This window comes from Actinacidiphila acididurans (genome assembly GCF_016918855.1).
In the GTDB taxonomy this organism is placed as follows: domain Bacteria; phylum Actinomycetota; class Actinomycetes; order Streptomycetales; family Streptomycetaceae; genus Actinacidiphila; species Actinacidiphila acididurans.
On the sequence record NZ_JADKYB010000001.1, the window covers coordinates 612,393 to 628,548 of the forward strand.

Here is a 16,156-nt window from a genome sequence, read left to right on the forward strand (position 1 = left end):
CGGACCTCTCCTCCCCGCGGGGATCCCCGGGGCCTGTCCGGGACAACCACCCACCCACGCATGAAAGGCCAGGACATGTCCGCCACAAGCCTGTTCACCCTCGACGACCTGCGACGCATTTTGCTGGAGGCGGCCGGTGCCGAAGAGGGAGTCGACCTGAGCGGGGACATCATCGACACCGATTTCACGGCGCTCGGCTACGAATCCCTCGCGCTGCTGGAGACCGGCGGCCGGATAGAGCGCGAATACGGCATCGCGCTGGACGACTCCGCCCTGACCGACGCGGTCACCCCCCGAAGCCTCATCGAGATCGTCAACGCGCAGCTCTCCGCTGCTCCGAGCGCCTGAGGAGAAGACCATGGCAGAGAGCACCGGACGGGTCGCCCTCGTGACGGGTGCGACCAGCGGGATAGGGCTGGCCGTCGCCCGGCAGCTGGCCGGCGGAGGCCACCGGGTGTTCATCGGCGCCCGCAACGCCGAGAACGTCGCGGCGACCGTGAAGGAACTGCGCGCCGAGGGCCTGGACGTGGCCGGCGCAGCCGTCGACGTCCGCAGTGACGAGGGCGTCGGCGCGTTCGTCCGGGCGGCCGTCGACCGCTTCGGCACCATCGACGTACTCGTCAACAACGCGGGGCGCAGCGGCGGGGGAGTGACCGCCGACCTCACCGACGAGCTGTGGTACGACGTGATCGAGACCAACCTGAACAGCGTCTTCCGGGTGACCCGGGAGGTGCTGAACGGCGGGGGGCTGCGGCTGAAGAGCCGCGGCCGGATCATCAACATCGCCTCCACCGCCGGCAAGCAGGGCGTGGTGCTGGGCGCCCCGTACTCCGCCTCGAAGCACGGCGTGGTCGGCTTCACCAAGGCCCTGGGCAACGAACTGGCCCCCACCGGCATCACCGTCAACGCCGTCTGCCCCGGTTACGTGGAGACGCCGATGGCGCAGCGGGTGCGCCAGGGGTACGCGGCGGCGTACGAGACCACCGAGGACGCGATCCGGGAGAAGTTCGAGGCCAAGATCCCGCTGGGCCGCTACTCCTCGCCCGAGGAAGTCGCCGGCCTGGTCGGCTATCTCGCCTCCGACACCGCCGCCTCCATCACCTCCCAGGCGCTCAACGTCTGCGGCGGCCTCGGGAACTTCTGACCACCTCCCGACGCCCTTCCACCACCGATCGGAGCTGTGACCATGACGACCCGCGAGGTCGAACACGAGATCACTGTGCAGGCGGACGCCACCGACGTCTACCGGTTGCTCGCCGAAGTCGAGAACTGGCCCCGGCTCTTCCCTCCGTCCGTCTACGTCGACTACCTCGAACGCGACGGGAACGAGGAACGCATCCGGATCTGGGCCACCGCCAACGGAGAGGCCAAGAACTGGAGTTCGCGGCGGACCCTGGACCCCGACGCGCTGCGCATCCGGTTCTGGCAGGAGGTCTCGGCGCCGCCGGTCGCCGAGATGACCGGCACCTGGATCATCGAACGCCTCGGCGATCGCCGGTCGCGGGTGCGCCTGCTCCACTCCTACCGCGCGGTCGGCGACGACCCCGAGGGCCTGCGCTGGATCGACGAGGCCGTGGACCGCAACAGCCGGGCGGAGCTGCCCGGCCTGAAGGCCAACCTGGAGCTGTCGGTCCAGGACGCCGAGCTCAGCCTGTCCTTCGAGGACAGCGTCCGGGTGAACGGCGCGGCCAAGGACGTGTACGACTTCGTCAACGACGCCCACCTGTGGACGGAGCGGCTGCCGCACGTCACCACGGTCGAGTTGGCCGAGGACACCCCGGGGCTGCAGACCCTGCGGATGGACACCCTGGCCAAGGACGGTTCGACCCACACCACGGAGTCGGTCCGGGTCTGCTTCCCGCACCGCAAGATCGCCTACAAGCAGACCACGCTGCCGTTGCTGCTGAACCTGCACACCGGCTACTGGACGTTCGAGGAGGGCCCCGACGGCGTCACCACCGCCACCTCCCAGCACACCGTCGTACTCAACCCCGGGAACATCCACCGGGTGCTCGGCCCGGAAGCGGGCATTGCGGAGGCGCGCCGGTTCATCCGGGAGGCCCTCGGCACGAACAGCCGCGCCACACTGCACCACGCCCAGCAGTACGCGGAAGCGCGGCGCTGAGCATGGCACACGGTCCGGACACCGATGTCGTCGTGGTCGGAGCCGGCCCCGTCGGGCTGCTGCTCGCCGGAGAACTGCGCCTGGCCGGAGTGCGGGTGACCGTGCTGGAGCAGCTCACCGAACCGACCACCGAGTCCCGTGCCTCCACCCTGCACACCCGCACGATGGAGATCCTCGCCGAACGCGGAGTGCTGGAGCGTCTGGGCACCCTGCCCAGCGGTGGCCCGGGCCATTTCGGCGGCATGCCGCTGGACCTGTCGGCGGCGGCCCCCGGCCACCGTTACGCGGGCCAGTGGAAGTGTCCGCAAGCCCGCCTGGAGGCCGTGCTGTACGACTGGGCGACGGAACTGGGTGCGCAGGTGCGCCGGGGCCACGTGGTGACGGGCCTGCGCTCCCGCGCGGACCGCGTCGAGGTCGGCTTCATCGAGCTCGGCTCGAAGCCGTCCGTCCTGACCGCCTCCTACCTGGTCGGCTGCGACGGCGAGCGAAGCACCGTACGGCAACTGGCCGGGTTCGAGGTGGACGGCGAGGAAGCCACGCTGGAGATGCTCCGGGCCGACCTCGCGGGAATCGACGTGCCGAACCGGCGCTTCGAACGGCATCCGCAGGGGCTGGCCACGGCCTTTCGCTGGCCCGACGGCACCACCCGGGTCATGGTCCACGTCCACGGCAGCCGGCCCGGGCGGCGTACCGGCGCACCCGACTTGGCGGAGGTGGTGGCGGCCTGGGCCCGGGTGACCGGTGAGGACATCAGCGCCGGCACCCCGGTCTGGCTCGACGCCTTCGACAACACCGGACTGCAGGCAACCCGGTACGTGAAGGACCGGGTCCTGCTCGCGGGCGACGCGGCCCACGTGCAGATGCCGGTCGGCGGGCAGGCGCTCAACCTCGGGCTGCAGGACGCCGCCGACCTCGGCCGCAAACTCGCCGAACAAGTGGCCGGGGCCACCGGCAGCTCCGCCGGCGCCGGCGCGGGCGGCGCCGGACCGCTCGACAGCTACCACGACACCCGCCACCGGATCGGCGCCGCCACGCTGACCAATATCCAGGCCCAGGCCCGGCTGCTGCTCGGCGGCCCGGAGGTGGACGGACTGCGCTCGGTCTTCGGCGAGCTGCTGGAGATCGGGTCGGCCCGCAGCCACCTGGCACGCGCGATCAGCGGACTCGGGCCGTCCGAGCCGGGCCCCCCGCACCACGGAACCCGGCGGAATCCGCCCGCACCCGACGTCACCTCAGGAGAGGCACCATGAGCAGGCTCACCGGCAAAACAGCACTCGTCACCGGCTCCAGCCGCGGCATCGGCCGCGCCACCGCGGTGCGGCTGGCCAGGGAAGGCGCCCTGGTCGCCGTGCACTACGCCGCCAACGAGGCGGCGGCCCGGGAGACCGTCGAGCTGATCGAGAAGGACGGCGGCCACGGCTTCACCGTCCACGCCGAGCTGGGCGTCCCCGGCGACGTGCACGAACTCTTCCTCGGCCTGGACAAGGGCCTCAAGGAGCGGACCGGGGACACGACCCTCGACGTCCTGGTGAACAACGCGGGGGTGACCAGCGCGACCGGCATCCTCCCCGAGGACCTCACCCCGGAGCAGTTCGACACCTTCTTCGCGGTGAACGCCAAGGCACCGTACTTCATCGTGCAGCGTGCGCTCGCGCAGATCCCCGAGGGCGGGCGCATCATCAACATCTCGTCGGGACTGACCCGGGTCGCCAACCCCGACCAGGTCGCGTACGCGATGACCAAGGGCGCGATCGAGCAGCTCACCCTGCACCTGGCCCGGTCCCTGGCCCCGCGCGGCATCACCATCAACAGCGTCGCGCCCGGGATCACCGACAACGGCAGCGCGGTCTTCGGCATACCCGAGGCGGTGGAGCAGATGGCGCAGCTCTCGGCCTTCAAGCGGGTGGGCACCGCGGGAGACGTCGCGGACGTGATCACCTTCCTGGCCACCGACGAGGCCCGGTGGATCACCGGTGCCTTCATCGACGCCACTGGCGGCACCCTGCTCGGCTGATCCGCCGCAGGGCCACAACCGAATCGGACCGCACTGGAGGTGGGCATGCCGACGACAGAGGTCTCCGGCGGCATCTCGGAACGCATGGCACAACTCGGCGCGCTGAAGGAGCTGGTGCATCGGGGCCCGGACCCGCTGGCGACCGGACGACAGCACGCACGCGGCAAGCTCACCGTCCGGGAGCGGCTCGAACTCCTGCTGGACAAGGGGAGTTTCACCGAGGTCGAGGGCCTGCGGCGGCACCGGGCGACCGGCTTCGGCCTGGAAGCGAAGAAGCCGCACACCGACGGTGTGGTGACGGGCTGGGGCACGGTGGAGGGCCGTACCGTCTTCGTGTACGCCCATGACTTCCGGATCTTCGGCGGTGCGCTGGGCGAGGCGCACGCGCAGAAGATCCACAAGATCATGGACATGGCCATCGCGGCCGGGGCTCCACTGGTCTCCCTCAACGACGGCGCGGGCGCGCGGATCCAGGAGGGCGTGCAGGCGCTGGCCGGCTACGGCGGGATCTTCCGGCGCAACACCAGTGCCTCCGGCGTCATCCCGCAGATCAGCGTGATGCTCGGTCCGTGCGCCGGCGGGGCCGCCTACAGCCCGGCGCTCACCGACGTGGTGTTCATGGTGCGGGAGACCTCGCAGATGTTCATCACCGGCCCGGACGTGGTCCAGGCGGTCACCGGCGAGGAGATCAGCCAGAACGGGCTGGGCGGCGCGGACGTGCACGCCGGCACCTCCGGTGTCGCGCACTTCGTCTACGACGACGAGGAGACCTGCCTGGCCGAAGTCCGCTACCTGCTCTCCCTGCTGCCCGCCAACAACCGTGAACTGCCGCCCCGGACGGTCACCGCCGACCCGCCCGACCGCGAGTCCGAGGCGCTGCTCGGCCTGGTGCCCCCGGACGGCAACCGGTCCTACGACATCAGGGGCGTGATCGAGGAGATCGTCGACGACGGCGAGTTCCTGGAGGTGCACGCCGCCTTCGCCCCCAACCTGGTCTGCGCCCTGGCCCGGCTGGAGGGCAGGGTGGTGGGGCTGGTCGCCAACCAGCCCGCGGTCATGGCCGGGGTGCTGGACATCGACGCCAGCGAGAAGGGCGCCCGGTTCGTCCAGTTCTGCGACTCGTTCAACATTCCCCTGGTCACCCTGGTCGACGTGCCGGGTTTCCTGCCCGGTGTGGACCAGGAGCACGACGGCATCATCCGGCGCGGCGCCAAGCTGCTCTACGCCTACTGCAACGCCACCGTGCCACGCATCTCACTGATCCTGCGCAAGGCGTACGGCGGCGCGTACATCGTCATGGACTCCCGCTCGATCGGCGCCGACCTGGCCTTCGCCTGGCCCACCAACGAGATCGCGGTGATGGGCGCGGAAGGAGCCGCGAACGTGGTGTTCCGGCGCGAGATCGCCGCGGCCGAGGATCCGGCCGCGATGCGCGCCCAGAAGATCGCCGAGTACCGGAAGGAACTCGTCCATCCGTACTACGCGGCCGAGCGCGGCCTGGTCGACGACGTCGTCGACCCCCGCCGTACCAGGCCCCTGCTCTGCCGCGCCCTGGCCATGCTCGCCGACAAGGGCGCCGATCTTCCGCACCGCAAGCACGGCAACCCGCCCCAGTGAAAAGGATCGCCATGGATGTCGGACTTCTCTTCGACCTGCGCAACCCGCAGCAATGGCACCGGCCGTGGGCCGACCACTACGCACAGACCCTGGAATTCTGCGAGGAGGCGGACCGACTCGGTGCCGGGGGCCTGTGGTTCACCGAGCACCACCTCTTCGAGGACGGCTACCTGCCGCAGCCGCTGGCCTTCGCCGCCGCCGCGGCCGCGCGCACCCGCCGGGCCAGGATCGGGACCTCGGTGGTGCTTCCCGCGCTGCACCATCCCGTCGACCTCGCCGAGCAGGCCGCACTCGTGGACCTCATCAGCGGCGGCCGACTCGAACTCGGCCTCGGCGCCGGCTACCGGGTGCCCGAATACGAGCTGTTCGGAGCGGACTTCACCCGCCGGTTCGCCGGCACCGAGCGGAACATCCGCGAGATCCTGCGCCTGTGGGCGGACCGGTCGGTCTCGCCCCTGCCGCTCCAGAACCCGCCGCCGGTCTGGGGAGGCTTCTACGGGCCGCGCGGTGCGAAGTTCGCCGGCCGGCTCGGTATCGGCCTGCTGCACATCTCGCGCCCCATGTTCAAGCACTACCGGCAGGGCCTCGTCGAGGCGGGCCACGACCCGCGGGCGGCGAGGGTCAGCGACCTGGTGCCCCTCATCCTCTCCGAGGACCCGGAGAAGGCCTGGCACCGGGTGGCGCCGCACCTCGCCCACCAGGTCAACTCCTATCGGCAGGGATCGGTGGAAGGCAAGGGCCGGACCGTACCGCTGCTCACCGCCGAGGACCTCCGCGACCCGAACGCCCAGGATCCCCGGGGTCTGCTGGACATCGTCACCCCCGAGGACGCGGCCGTACGCATCAAGGAACTGACGAAGGATCTGCCGGTCGAGCACCTGATCTTCTGGGCGAGCATCGCCGGCATGCCGGACGACATCGCCGCGGAGAACCTCCGGCTCGTCACCGGGAAACTGCCGCCGCTGCTCCGCTGAGCAGGCCCCCGGCCCGCACGCCGACGCTTTCGAAGCCCATCGGCGCGCACCCCTGCCGCACCACGACGCGCCCCGTCCGACCAGACACCGACACCGACGCTGGCGGCCCACCATGACGGTCTTCTCCCGGTCCGATTCCCCCAGGTCCGATTCTCCCGCCGATTCCCCGGGCGACGCTCCTGCCGTTCCCCCTGCCGCTTCCCCCGCCACCGAGGACACCGGAGCGGTGGCGGATCCGGCGCCCTGGGACGCGCGGCTGTGGGCCGTGCTGTTCATCCTCTCGGCCAACATGATCCTCGACGCGATCGAGGTGTCCCTGGTACTCGTCGCCCTGCCGACCATCGGCACATCGCTGGGCCTGAGCCTGTGGACGGTGCAGTGGCTGATGAGCGGCTTCGCCATCGGCTTCGCCGCCCTGCTCGTTGTCGGACCGAGGCTGAATGCCGGGCTGGGCCGCAAGCGGGTCTACCTCGGCGCGATGCTGCTCTTCAGCGCCGCCTCCGTCGTCGGCGGGCTGGCCGGCAGCGCCCCCCTGCTGATCGCCACACGGGTCGTCAAGGGGATGAGCGCGGCCCTCACCGCACCCACCGGCCTTGCCATCATCGGCACCACCTTCCCCAGCGGCCCGCAGCAGCGACGGGCGGTCTCCGTCTACTCCCTGTTCGGCGCGGCCGGCTTCACCCTGGGGCTGCTGCTGTCCGGCGCCCTCCTGGAGGTGAGCTGGCGCTGGACGTTCCTCTTCCCGGCGCCGGTGGCGCTGGTGCTGCTGTTCTGCGGCCTGCGGCTCATCCCGGCCGACCCGGGCCCCGTTCCCGTCCCGCACATCGCGCCGGGGCTGCTGCGCAACGGCTCGCTGCTGCGCTCAGCCGTGGGCGCGGCAACGCTCAACGGCACGTACCAAAGCCTGCTGCTCCTGTTCGTCTTCCGGACCCAGCGCCAACTGGGCTGGCCCCCTTGGCAGTCGGCGCTCGCCCTGCTGCCGGCCTGCGTGCCGCTGGCCGTGACCGTGCCCTTCGCCGGTTCCATGACGGCGCGCTGGGGCACCAGCCGGCTGATCGCCTGCGGCGCGGCCGCCCCTGTGGTGGGCTGCGGGCTCTACCTGTGGCGCCCCACGACCGCGACGTACTCCACCGCGATGCTGCCGACCCTGCTCCTGGTCGGCGCGGCCTTCGTGCTCTCCTTCGCCGCCCTGAACATCCAGGCGACCGTGGCCCTGCCGACCGCGGACCGAGCAGCGGCCGTCCCGCTCTACCAGACGGCCGTCCAGCTCGGCGCCGTGCTGATGCTCCCGGTCACCGCCCTGCTGCTCAGCGCCTGCCACGGCTACCGCCCGGCGCTGTCGTTCATCACAGCCGTCGCCGCGGTCGGCCTGCTGACCGCGCTTCACGGACTTCGGATCTCTCACAGACAGGTCGCACCATGACGGATGACCGGCTTTCCCTTGTGATCATCACCGCCAGCGTCAGGGACGGGCGCCTCGGCCCGGCCGTGACCGACTGGTTCCTGGCCCAGGTCAAGGAGCGCGCCGAGTTCGCCGTGCAAGGCGTCGACCTGCTCGACCACCCGCTGCCGTTCGTCATACCCGCGCCGGGCTCGGACCTGCCCGCGGAGGTGGTCCGGGTGCGGGAATCGCTGCGTTCCGTCCTCGTCGCGGCAGACGCCTTCGTCGTGGTCACGCCCGAGTACAACCACAGCTTCCCGGCCGCTCTGAAGAACACCGTCGACTGGTTCTACCAGGAGTGGACGGCCAAGCCGGTCGGGTTCGTGTCGTACGGCGGACTCAGCGGCGGCGTGCGCGCGGTGGAGCAACTGCGCCAGGTCTTCGCCGAGGTGCACGCGCTGACCGTCCGGGAGAACGTCGCCTTCCCCAACGCCGGCGGGCGCTTCGACTCGCAGGGCCGGCCGGCGGACGCGGAGCCGAGCGTCCTGTCGGCCGGCCTGCTGCTCGACCAGCTCGACTGGTGGGGCCGAGCCCTGCGCACGGCCCGCGGCGAACGCCCGTACCCGCGCTGACATCAGCGACAACCGCCCCGAAGGGAAGCGCGAATGCCCCAGAAGATCACGTCCGCACCGCCGGACGTCCGCCGTGCCGACAGCACGCACGTCCACGTGGCCCAGTGGTACGTACCCGACCGCGAGAGCGGCATCGATGCCCTGCAGGAGGCCGTGACGCAGTTGCGTACCACCCCCTGGCCCACCGGGATCCTCTCCTTCGGTGGATACCTGAGCACCGAGCACGACACCGTGCTGACCTACGCCCAGTCGGCCGATGCCGCAGCCCACCGCGCCTTCACGGCCGGGCTGAAGGGGCTGGCCGGCGCCCAGACCGTCGAGTACACCCTGTACCGGGCGATCGTGCTGGACACCGGACCGGTGGTGCCGGCCAGTTTCGTCGTCGCCGCCTTCGACGTCGATGGTCCCGGGCCGCAGGAAGGCATCGTCGCCTCGATAGCCGACGCTCTGGAACGCGCCCCGGCCGCGCAGCACCCCGGACTGATCTCGGCCAACTTCCACCGCAGCACCGACGGCAGCCGGGTGCTCAACTACGCCGAGTGGACCAGCGACGAGGCTCACGCGGCCTTCCTGGCAGGCGCCACCCGGACGGCGACTCTGCGCGCCACCCACGACACACCCGGGGTACGCCCCATCGGCTTCAAGCGCTACCACCTGCTGCACAGCCTCACGGCTTGAGGCACCGACCCGCCGCCTGCGCCTCCGACGTCATCACGTCATCACGCCATCACCCCGGGAGGAACCGACCATGCCGACCACCACGCCGACCAGGGACGATCTCGTCGAGAGCGCGGGGAAACTCGTGCCCCTGCTGCGCTCCCGCGCCCTGTGGATCGACGACAACCGCCGGCTTCCCCCGGACGTCATCGAGGCGATCGAGGCGTCCGGACTGCTCAGGATGCAGGTGCCCACCCAGTACGGCGGATACGAGTCGGACGCCCGCGCGTTCGTCGACGTGCTCGCCGAGATCGCCAAGGGGAACAGCTCGGTCGCCTTCTGCATGTCCATCTACGCCTCGCTGACCTGGATGGTCGGGCTGTGGCCGGACGAGGCCCTCGACGAGGTGTTCGCCGAGCCCCACGTCCGGGTGACCGGCACCACGGCAGCGTCCGGTACGGCCACTCGGGTCGACGGCGGCTACCTGATCAACGGGAGCTGGGGCTACAACAGCGGTATTCTGCACGCCCACTGGAAGATCACCGCCGCCATGCCCGAGGGGCCGGCCGGACAGACCCTTCCGGTCTTCACCCTCGTCCCGGTGTCCGAGCTGGAACTCGTCGACGACTGGCACACCACCGGCCTCCAGGGCTCGGGCAGTGTCACCACCGTGGCCAAGGACGTCTTCGTGCCGGACCGCCGGGTGATCACGGGTGCCGACTTCTACCAGAACATCAGCAACTCGCGGGCCAACGCGGCCAAGGGGGGCTACCGGGTGCCGATGCTGGTCACCGCGACGGCGATGCAGACCGGCCAGCTCGTCGGCGCGGCCAAATATGCCCTGGCCGGCTTCCTGGAGCGGCTTCCCGGCCGGCCCCTGACGTACACGAACTATCCGAGTCAGCAGGAGGCGCCGATCACCCACCTGCAGGTCGGTGAGGCGGCACTGCTGATCGAGGACGCCGAGGCGCGGGCCCACCGCTTCACCGACCTGCTCGCCGAGAAGATCCGGCGGGACGAGCCGTGGTCCCAGGACGACCGGATCTTCTCCCGGGTGCAGATCGGCTGGATCGCCAAGCAGGTCAAGCAGGCCGTCGACATCCTGGCCTCCGCCGGCGGCGGCTCCTCGATCCTCCGGGACGTACCGATCACGCGCATCCAGAGGGACGTCCAGGCGACGTCCCTGCACGCCCTGATCACCCCGGCTACCAACATCGAGCTCTACGGCAGGTCCCTGACCGGCCTGGAACCCAACACGGTGTACCTGTAAGGGGGCCCGAACGCCGGGCTGCCGCACCGGGGAGCAGGGGACGCGCACGGAGCCGGCGGTCCGGCCCGTGCGCGCCGGCGTCCTCGCCCTGTGCGGCAACAGCCCGGCCTTCCGACCCGTCAGGCGGCATCCTTCCCGCCGGCCGTGCCCATGCGGAATCCGACCCCGCGGACGGTGACGATCCAGTCGCTCTGCCCCAGTTTCTTGCGCAGCGAGTTGACGTGGGTGTCGACCGTACGGCTCGCCTGGGCACCCAGGGCCTGCGCCATCGGGATCTCCCAGATCTCCGCCATCAGCCGCTGCCGGGTGACGACCATCTCGGAGTGCCGGGCCAGGTAGTACAGGAGATCGAACTCCTTGCGGGTCAGTTCCACCCGCCTGCCCTGCACACGAACCTCGCGCGAGACCGCGTCGATGTGCAGGCCACCGACCGAGACCGTCGTCTTCGGGGCGAGCGCCGGCCGGCGGGGCTCCCAACGGCGCATCACGGCCTGAATACGGGCCGCCAACTCGCGTATCTGATAGGGCTTGTCGAGGCAGTCGTCAGCACCCGCCCGCAGCCCGAGGACCCGCTCCATTTCGCCGCCGCCGGCGAACGCGATCAGGGGAACGTGGGCCGTTTCACGGAGGGTGCGGCAGACCGTCAGTCCGTCGATGTCCGGGAGGTCGAGGTCGAGCAGGACGAAGTCCGCCTGCTGGAGGTTCTCCAGTGCGGCGGTCCCGGAATCGACGGTTGTGACGTCATGGCCGTATCGCTCCAGGTTGCGGGTCAGCGTCAGCGCTTCGTGTTTCTGGGCCTCCACCACGAGAATGTGCACGATATCTCCTTTGGAGTCGCACCGGCCAAAGGTGGTTCCACGACCGCAAGCTCCATTGCCTGCCTCCCTGCCGTCCTGACTCTGCGCACATATGCTGATCCGCAGGGCGGATTCCACACCGCTGTCGTCGATTCGTGTCAGGGTGTTCACGCGTGTTCACAAGAATGAGCGGACCGGCGGACGGAAGATTCCCCGGAGCCCGGAACTATCCCGAACTCAGGAGGCGGCCGCGGACGCGGTGGCGCTCAAGTGGTCGGATTGGAACGCACGCAGGAATGTGCTCACCGCGGCGTTCACCACGCCGCGCAGTTCGGCCTCCGGGACGGGGCGGGTGCCGAACTGGGACCGGGCCTCCATGGGGCCGGTGAGCAAGGCGAGGAACTGCTCCGCGGCCTCGACGGGATCGCAGGTGCGCAGTACGCCGGCGAGGGACAGCCGTGCCATCCGGTCGGCGAGGGTCTGCCTGAGGCGATCGGCGCCGTGTCCCCAGACGGATTCCAGCAGATCGGGAAAGCTGGCGCTCTCCGCGTTCAGAAGTCGTCGCAACGCCCAGGAACGGGGATCACAACACTGCACCAGCAGGCGGTTCGCCACGTCCTCCAGGCGAGACCGGACCGCGTCGGGGTCCGCCGCGCCGTCCATGGCCAGATGCTCGGCCGCGGCCACGTTCTCCGCCATCACCGCGTTTCCGGTCGCCTCCATGGCGGCATGGAAGACGTTCTCCTTGTCGCCGAGGTGGTTGTAGACGGTGTGCTTGGCGACGCCTGCCACCTCGGCGATCTCCTCCACGCCCGCCCGGGCGTAGCCCCGGTCGGCGAACACGGTGAACGCCGCGTCCAGGATCGCCTGGCGCTTGTCGATGCGTCCTCGGGAGGTCGCCCGAGTGGCACCTGCCGACGTCGTAGTTCCGCCCACTCGATCAGTGTAGCCGCTTCGGGCGCCAGTTTGCACCCGTGAGTGCAGTTGATTGACCGTGCCGTTGCCCTGAACGCATCAGTGCTCTAATCTGCACTCGCCAGTGCAAAAATAGCTGTTGAGGCCAACGGAGAGGCTCATGGCGCATCCATCGGACGAAGGCCTGGATCCCGCGCTGCGGCGACTGATCGGTGTCATCCTGCTGGGCGGGATCATGGGGATCCTCGACGGCTCGATGGTCGCCGTCGCCGCCGACACCCTTGCGAAGAACTTCCACACCTCGCTCAGCGCGGTCGGCTGGGTGTCCACCAGCTATCTGCTGGCTCTGACGGTGAGCATCCCGGTCACCACCTGGGCGGTCGACAGGTTCGGCGGGCGGCGGCTGTGGCTGCTCGGCCTCGTGGTGTTCCTGGCCGGGTCCATCAGCTCCGGACTGGCGTGGAACATCGGCAGCCTGATCGCGTTTCGCGTGCTCCAGGGCCTCGGCGCCGGGTTGCTCGACCCGCTGATGCTGACCCTGCTGGCCCGGTCGGCGGGGCCGAGCCGTATCGGCCGGGTCATGGGCCTGATGGGCGTGGTCGGCTCCAGCGGCCCGGTGTTCGGACCGGTCCTCGGCGGACTCATCCTCCAAGGTGCGTCCTGGCGCTGGATGTTCCTGGTCAACGTGCCGATCGGCCTGGCCGCCCTGCTGCTCGCCCTGCGCGTGGTTCCGGACGACAAGCCGGTCGGTGAGCACACGGCGGGCAAGCTCGACGTCCTCGGCCTCGTGCTGATCGGCCCGGGCGTCGCGGCAGCCGTGCTGACCCTGTCCCAGTACGCCGAGCGGACCGAGTTCCTCACCTGGCGGGTACTGGTGCCCCTCGCCGCGGCGGCCGTGCTGTTGGCCGGCTACGCCGTCCACGCGCTCCGCGAGCGGAGCACGCGGCCGCTGATCGACCTGCGGCTGTTCACCTCGCGCAGCTTCTCCGCCAGCGTGACCGTCGGCTCCCTCGTCGGCCTGGCCACCTTCGCCAGCCTGTTCGCGCTGCCGCTGTACTACCAGCAGGTGCGCGGTCACGACACCTTCGCGTCCGCCCTGCTGCTCGCCCCGCTCGGCGTCGGTTCGGCTGTGTCCATGCCGTTGACCGGGCGGCTGTCCGACAAGGTCGGCTCGCGCAACCTGGTACTCGCCGGCGCCGTGGTCGCCGGGCTCAGCGCGCTGGGCTTCACCCAACTGGGCGCACACACCTCCCAGGTGTGGTCGGGCGTTCTGGCGTTCACCATCGGCCTCGGCCTCGGGAGCGTCGGCGCGCCCACCATCGCCTCGCTCTACCGGACGCTGCCGCCCCACCTCGTGCCGCAGGGCAGCACGGTGCTCTACATGCTCAACCAACTCGGCGCCGCGATCGGCATCGCCCTGGTCGCGCTGCTCGTCCAGAGCGCCGGCAGCGAGGACCCGCTGGGCGGCTTCCGGGCCGCGTACTGGGGCGTGACCGGTGCCCTGGCCGCTGTCCTCCTGGCCGCGCCACTCCTGCCGGGGCGCCCGGCGCCGCAGGAGACCGCCGCTGAATCGCCCGATGAGCGGCTCGACGCCCAAGCCGAGGCGGCTCCCGCTCCCGTCGCTGCCCAGGGGGACGGCAAGTGAAGACCATCGTGATCGCGGGCGGTACCGACGGCATCGGGAAGGCGCTCGCCGCGACCCGTCTCGGCAGAGGCGACACCGTCGTCGTCATCGGCCGCGACGAGGCGAAGGGAGCGGCGTTCCTCGCATCGGCCGCGGCTGTCGGCGCCGGGGCGCGGGCCGTTTTCGTCCCGGCGGACCTCAGCCTGCTGAGCGAGAACGAACGGGTCCTGGAGACGGTGCGGACGCGCTTCCCCGCCGTGGACACCCTCGTGTTCTGCGCCCGGCACTACCGCACCCGGCGCACCGAGACGGCCGAGGGCCTGGAGGAGAACTTCGCGCTGTTCTACCTCAGCCGCTACGTGCTCGGCCACGGCCTGGCCGACGCGCTCACGGCGGCCGGGCGGCCGGTGGTGGTGAACGTGGCGGGCCCCGGCGCCGATCTGGGCGTCGTGCGCTGGGACGACCTGGAACTGCGGCGCGGCTACCACGGGGGCGCCGCGCTCGGGCAGGGCGGAAAACTCAACGACCTGCTCGGTGTCGCCTTCGCCGGGCGGTACGGGGACCGCGGGATCCGATACGTCCTGATCCACCCGGGCGTCACGGCGACGAGCTTCTCCGGCGAGTACGACGAGCACACACTCAAGCAGATCACGACGATGCAGTTGTACGCCAAGCCCGTCGAACTGGCTCTTCCGCCGATCCTCGCGGCCATCGACACCCCGCCCGCCGAGGCGTTGAGCGCCTTTGTGGAGGGGCACCGGATCGAGGTGGAGGACGACTCCTTCGACCGGGGCGCCGCGAGGCGGCTCGAGAAGGTCACAGAGGGGATCCTGCTGGAGCACGGCAGCCGGACCGGCGCTCCACGGGGAAATTGACGTCGCCTGAAAAGGAATTGATGTTCTTTCCGCAACCCTGAGCGGGACTTTCTGGGCGCGGGCCATTGCCGGTCGGAGAATATTCCGTACTACGCCGTGGTCCGCGCCTTGTTCGCGGGACCGCCCCGTCCTGAGGAGCCGAAGAATGTCCTACACGTCCACCCCGCGGCCCGTCATCGAGAATCCTCACAGCGACGTCGTACTGGTCGGGACGGTGCCGGCGGACAGCCGGCAGCAACGGGAAGTGGCGGACGCCGTCGTGACGCACTGGCAGTCCCGTTCCTGGCCCGCGGAACTGCTCTCGCTCACGGCGTACACGAGCAGCGACGGCGAGTCCGTGCTGACCTATGCGCAGTGGTCCTCGGAGGAGGCGTTGCGACGGTCCCTGGAAGAGGGCGGCACCGTTTCCGACCTCACCGGTGTCACCGACTCCGGCGTCCCGGCACCGGTGCCCTACCGGCTGTACCGAGCGGTACGCGGCAGCGCGGTCGCCGATCCCGCTCCCGTCGCGGGGTCCTTCCCGGTGGCCTTCTTCGGCGCGGAGAACCACCGGGCCGCGCGTGCCTGGATCGACGGCCTCCTGGCGGCGGAGGAGGAGAGCGAAGGCGAGGACCGTGCCTACCCCGGCGGGATATCCGCCAACATGCACATCAGCCTGGACGGCACGAGCATTCTCAGCTTCTCCGAATGGGTGACGGAGGCCCAGGCCGTCGCTCACATCGAGGCGGTCTGGGAGCCGGTACTGAAGGAACTCGGCGGCACCGGCACCCTGTACCGGCACTTCCGGAGCCTTTTCCCGGAGCGCTGAGTGCGGTCCGGCGGCCCTCGGAAGGGGGCCGCCGGACCCGAAAGGTGTCAGCCGCCGACGCGCTCGTACGCCCGCCAGACACGGGGAGCGGTGAAGATGTACACCCGCTCCTGGCGCCGCCACCGGGCCGTCGGTACCGGCGCCGACGCCAGGGCCGAGCCGCCGGCCGTACGGGCGAGCAGGACCGAGACCAGCGCGGCCAGCTCTTCGGGAGAGGGATTGCCGCGCTCCACTCGGAGCGGGCGGAAATCGTTGGACTCGGTCATCATTGCGTCCTCGTGGTCCGGGATGATGGACGGCAGGCCACTTCTCCCTTCCATGGTTCTACGCAACCCGATCGCCCCTCAAGAAGCGGCTGTTCAGAAATCGGTGAAATTCGGCAACTCCTGTGCGGTCGTTTCCAGGAATGGCCAAACCGGATATCGGGCCGCAGCAGCCCTCCGGCGCCATGGGTCGACCCTGACGCC

The 16,156-nt window shown here is 70.4% G+C and carries 17 protein-coding genes; 14 read left to right on the forward strand and 3 right to left on the reverse strand.

Annotated elements, in window-relative coordinates:
• The first annotated feature begins 75 nt into the window (after positions 1 to 75).
• The 11 genes from ITX44_RS02685 to ITX44_RS02735 all read left to right on the forward strand — a co-directional run bounded on the left by ITX44_RS02685 (position 76) and on the right by ITX44_RS02735 (position 10,670).
• Positions 76 to 348: an acyl carrier protein gene (locus ITX44_RS02685; protein WP_205355293.1), complete on the forward strand. Its 273-nt coding sequence runs from the start codon at positions 76 to 78 to the stop codon at positions 346 to 348.
• A 10-nt stretch (positions 349 to 358) separates the two neighbouring features.
• Positions 359 to 1,144: a 3-oxoacyl-ACP reductase FabG gene (fabG, locus tag ITX44_RS02690; protein WP_205355294.1), complete on the forward strand. Its 786-nt coding sequence runs from the start codon at positions 359 to 361 to the stop codon at positions 1,142 to 1,144.
• A 42-nt stretch (positions 1,145 to 1,186) separates the two neighbouring features.
• Positions 1,187 to 2,125 (forward strand): aromatase/cyclase, encoded by a 939-nt coding sequence (locus ITX44_RS02695; RefSeq protein WP_205355295.1) that lies wholly within the window; start codon positions 1,187 to 1,189, stop codon positions 2,123 to 2,125.
• A 2-nt stretch (positions 2,126 to 2,127) separates the two neighbouring features.
• Positions 2,128 to 3,375 carry an FAD-dependent monooxygenase gene (locus tag ITX44_RS02700; RefSeq protein WP_236059734.1) on the forward strand — a complete coding sequence of 416 codons (1,248 nt, stop codon included), beginning with the start codon at positions 2,128 to 2,130 and terminating at the stop codon, positions 3,373 to 3,375.
• Complete coding sequence (locus ITX44_RS02705) at positions 3,372 to 4,139, forward strand: SDR family NAD(P)-dependent oxidoreductase (protein WP_205355296.1); 768 nt, start codon at positions 3,372 to 3,374, stop codon at positions 4,137 to 4,139. The genes ITX44_RS02700 and ITX44_RS02705 overlap by 4 nt, the downstream gene beginning before the upstream one ends.
• A 45-nt stretch (positions 4,140 to 4,184) precedes the next feature.
• On the forward strand, positions 4,185 to 5,756 hold the full coding sequence (locus tag ITX44_RS02710; RefSeq protein WP_205355297.1) for an acyl-CoA carboxylase subunit beta: 1,572 nt from the start codon (positions 4,185 to 4,187) through the stop codon (positions 5,754 to 5,756).
• Positions 5,757 to 5,767: 11 nt separating this feature from the next.
• The gene (locus tag ITX44_RS02715; protein WP_205355298.1) at positions 5,768 to 6,730 is read left to right on the forward strand and encodes an LLM class flavin-dependent oxidoreductase; all 963 of its coding nucleotides are present in this window, start codon (positions 5,768 to 5,770) and stop codon (positions 6,728 to 6,730) included.
• Between the two features lie 226 nt (positions 6,731 to 6,956).
• The gene (locus ITX44_RS02720) at positions 6,957 to 8,153 is read left to right on the forward strand and encodes an MFS transporter (protein ID WP_307795048.1); all 1,197 of its coding nucleotides are present in this window, start codon (positions 6,957 to 6,959) and stop codon (positions 8,151 to 8,153) included.
• Positions 8,150 to 8,743 carry an NADPH-dependent FMN reductase gene (locus tag ITX44_RS02725; protein ID WP_205355300.1) on the forward strand — a complete coding sequence of 198 codons (594 nt, stop codon included), beginning with the start codon at positions 8,150 to 8,152 and terminating at the stop codon, positions 8,741 to 8,743. Before ITX44_RS02720 ends, ITX44_RS02725 begins: the two co-directional genes overlap by 4 nt.
• Positions 8,744 to 8,776: 33 nt before the next feature.
• Positions 8,777 to 9,421, forward strand: a complete 645-nt coding sequence (locus ITX44_RS02730; RefSeq protein WP_205355301.1) for an antibiotic biosynthesis monooxygenase family protein — start codon at positions 8,777 to 8,779, stop codon at positions 9,419 to 9,421.
• A 70-nt stretch (positions 9,422 to 9,491) separates the two neighbouring features.
• On the forward strand, positions 9,492 to 10,670 hold the full coding sequence (locus ITX44_RS02735; RefSeq protein ID WP_205355302.1) for an acyl-CoA dehydrogenase family protein: 1,179 nt from the start codon (positions 9,492 to 9,494) through the stop codon (positions 10,668 to 10,670).
• A gap of 119 nt (positions 10,671 to 10,789) precedes the next feature.
• Here the strand turns inward: ITX44_RS02735 and ITX44_RS02740 are convergent, their stop codons facing one another.
• Both ITX44_RS02740 and ITX44_RS02745 read right to left on the reverse strand, forming a co-directional pair.
• Entirely contained in the window at positions 10,790 to 11,488 is a 699-nt protein-coding gene (locus ITX44_RS02740) for a response regulator transcription factor (protein WP_307795049.1), read from the reverse strand.
• Between the two features lie 216 nt (positions 11,489 to 11,704).
• Complete coding sequence (locus ITX44_RS02745) at positions 11,705 to 12,403, reverse strand: TetR/AcrR family transcriptional regulator (protein WP_205355303.1); 699 nt, start codon at positions 12,401 to 12,403, stop codon at positions 11,705 to 11,707.
• A gap of 139 nt (positions 12,404 to 12,542) precedes the next feature.
• Between ITX44_RS02745 and ITX44_RS02750 the strand changes: the two genes are divergently transcribed.
• From ITX44_RS02750 to ITX44_RS02760, 3 genes are all read left to right on the forward strand, one after another.
• Positions 12,543 to 14,027 carry an MDR family MFS transporter gene (locus ITX44_RS02750; RefSeq protein WP_205355304.1) on the forward strand — a complete coding sequence of 495 codons (1,485 nt, stop codon included), beginning with the start codon at positions 12,543 to 12,545 and terminating at the stop codon, positions 14,025 to 14,027.
• The gene (locus ITX44_RS02755; protein ID WP_205355305.1) at positions 14,024 to 14,881 is read left to right on the forward strand and encodes an SDR family NAD(P)-dependent oxidoreductase; all 858 of its coding nucleotides are present in this window, start codon (positions 14,024 to 14,026) and stop codon (positions 14,879 to 14,881) included. Before ITX44_RS02750 ends, ITX44_RS02755 begins: the two co-directional genes overlap by 4 nt.
• Positions 14,882 to 15,026: 145 nt before the next feature.
• Positions 15,027 to 15,689, forward strand: coding sequence for a hypothetical protein (locus tag ITX44_RS02760; RefSeq protein WP_205355306.1), 663 nt, complete (start codon positions 15,027 to 15,029; stop codon positions 15,687 to 15,689).
• A 47-nt stretch (positions 15,690 to 15,736) separates the two neighbouring features.
• Here ITX44_RS02760 and ITX44_RS02765 read toward each other — a convergent pair whose 3' ends face one another.
• Positions 15,737 to 16,009, reverse strand: a complete 273-nt coding sequence (locus ITX44_RS02765; RefSeq protein WP_236059735.1) for an acyl-CoA carboxylase subunit epsilon — start codon at positions 16,007 to 16,009, stop codon at positions 15,737 to 15,739.
• Positions 16,010 to 16,156 lie beyond the last annotated feature (147 nt).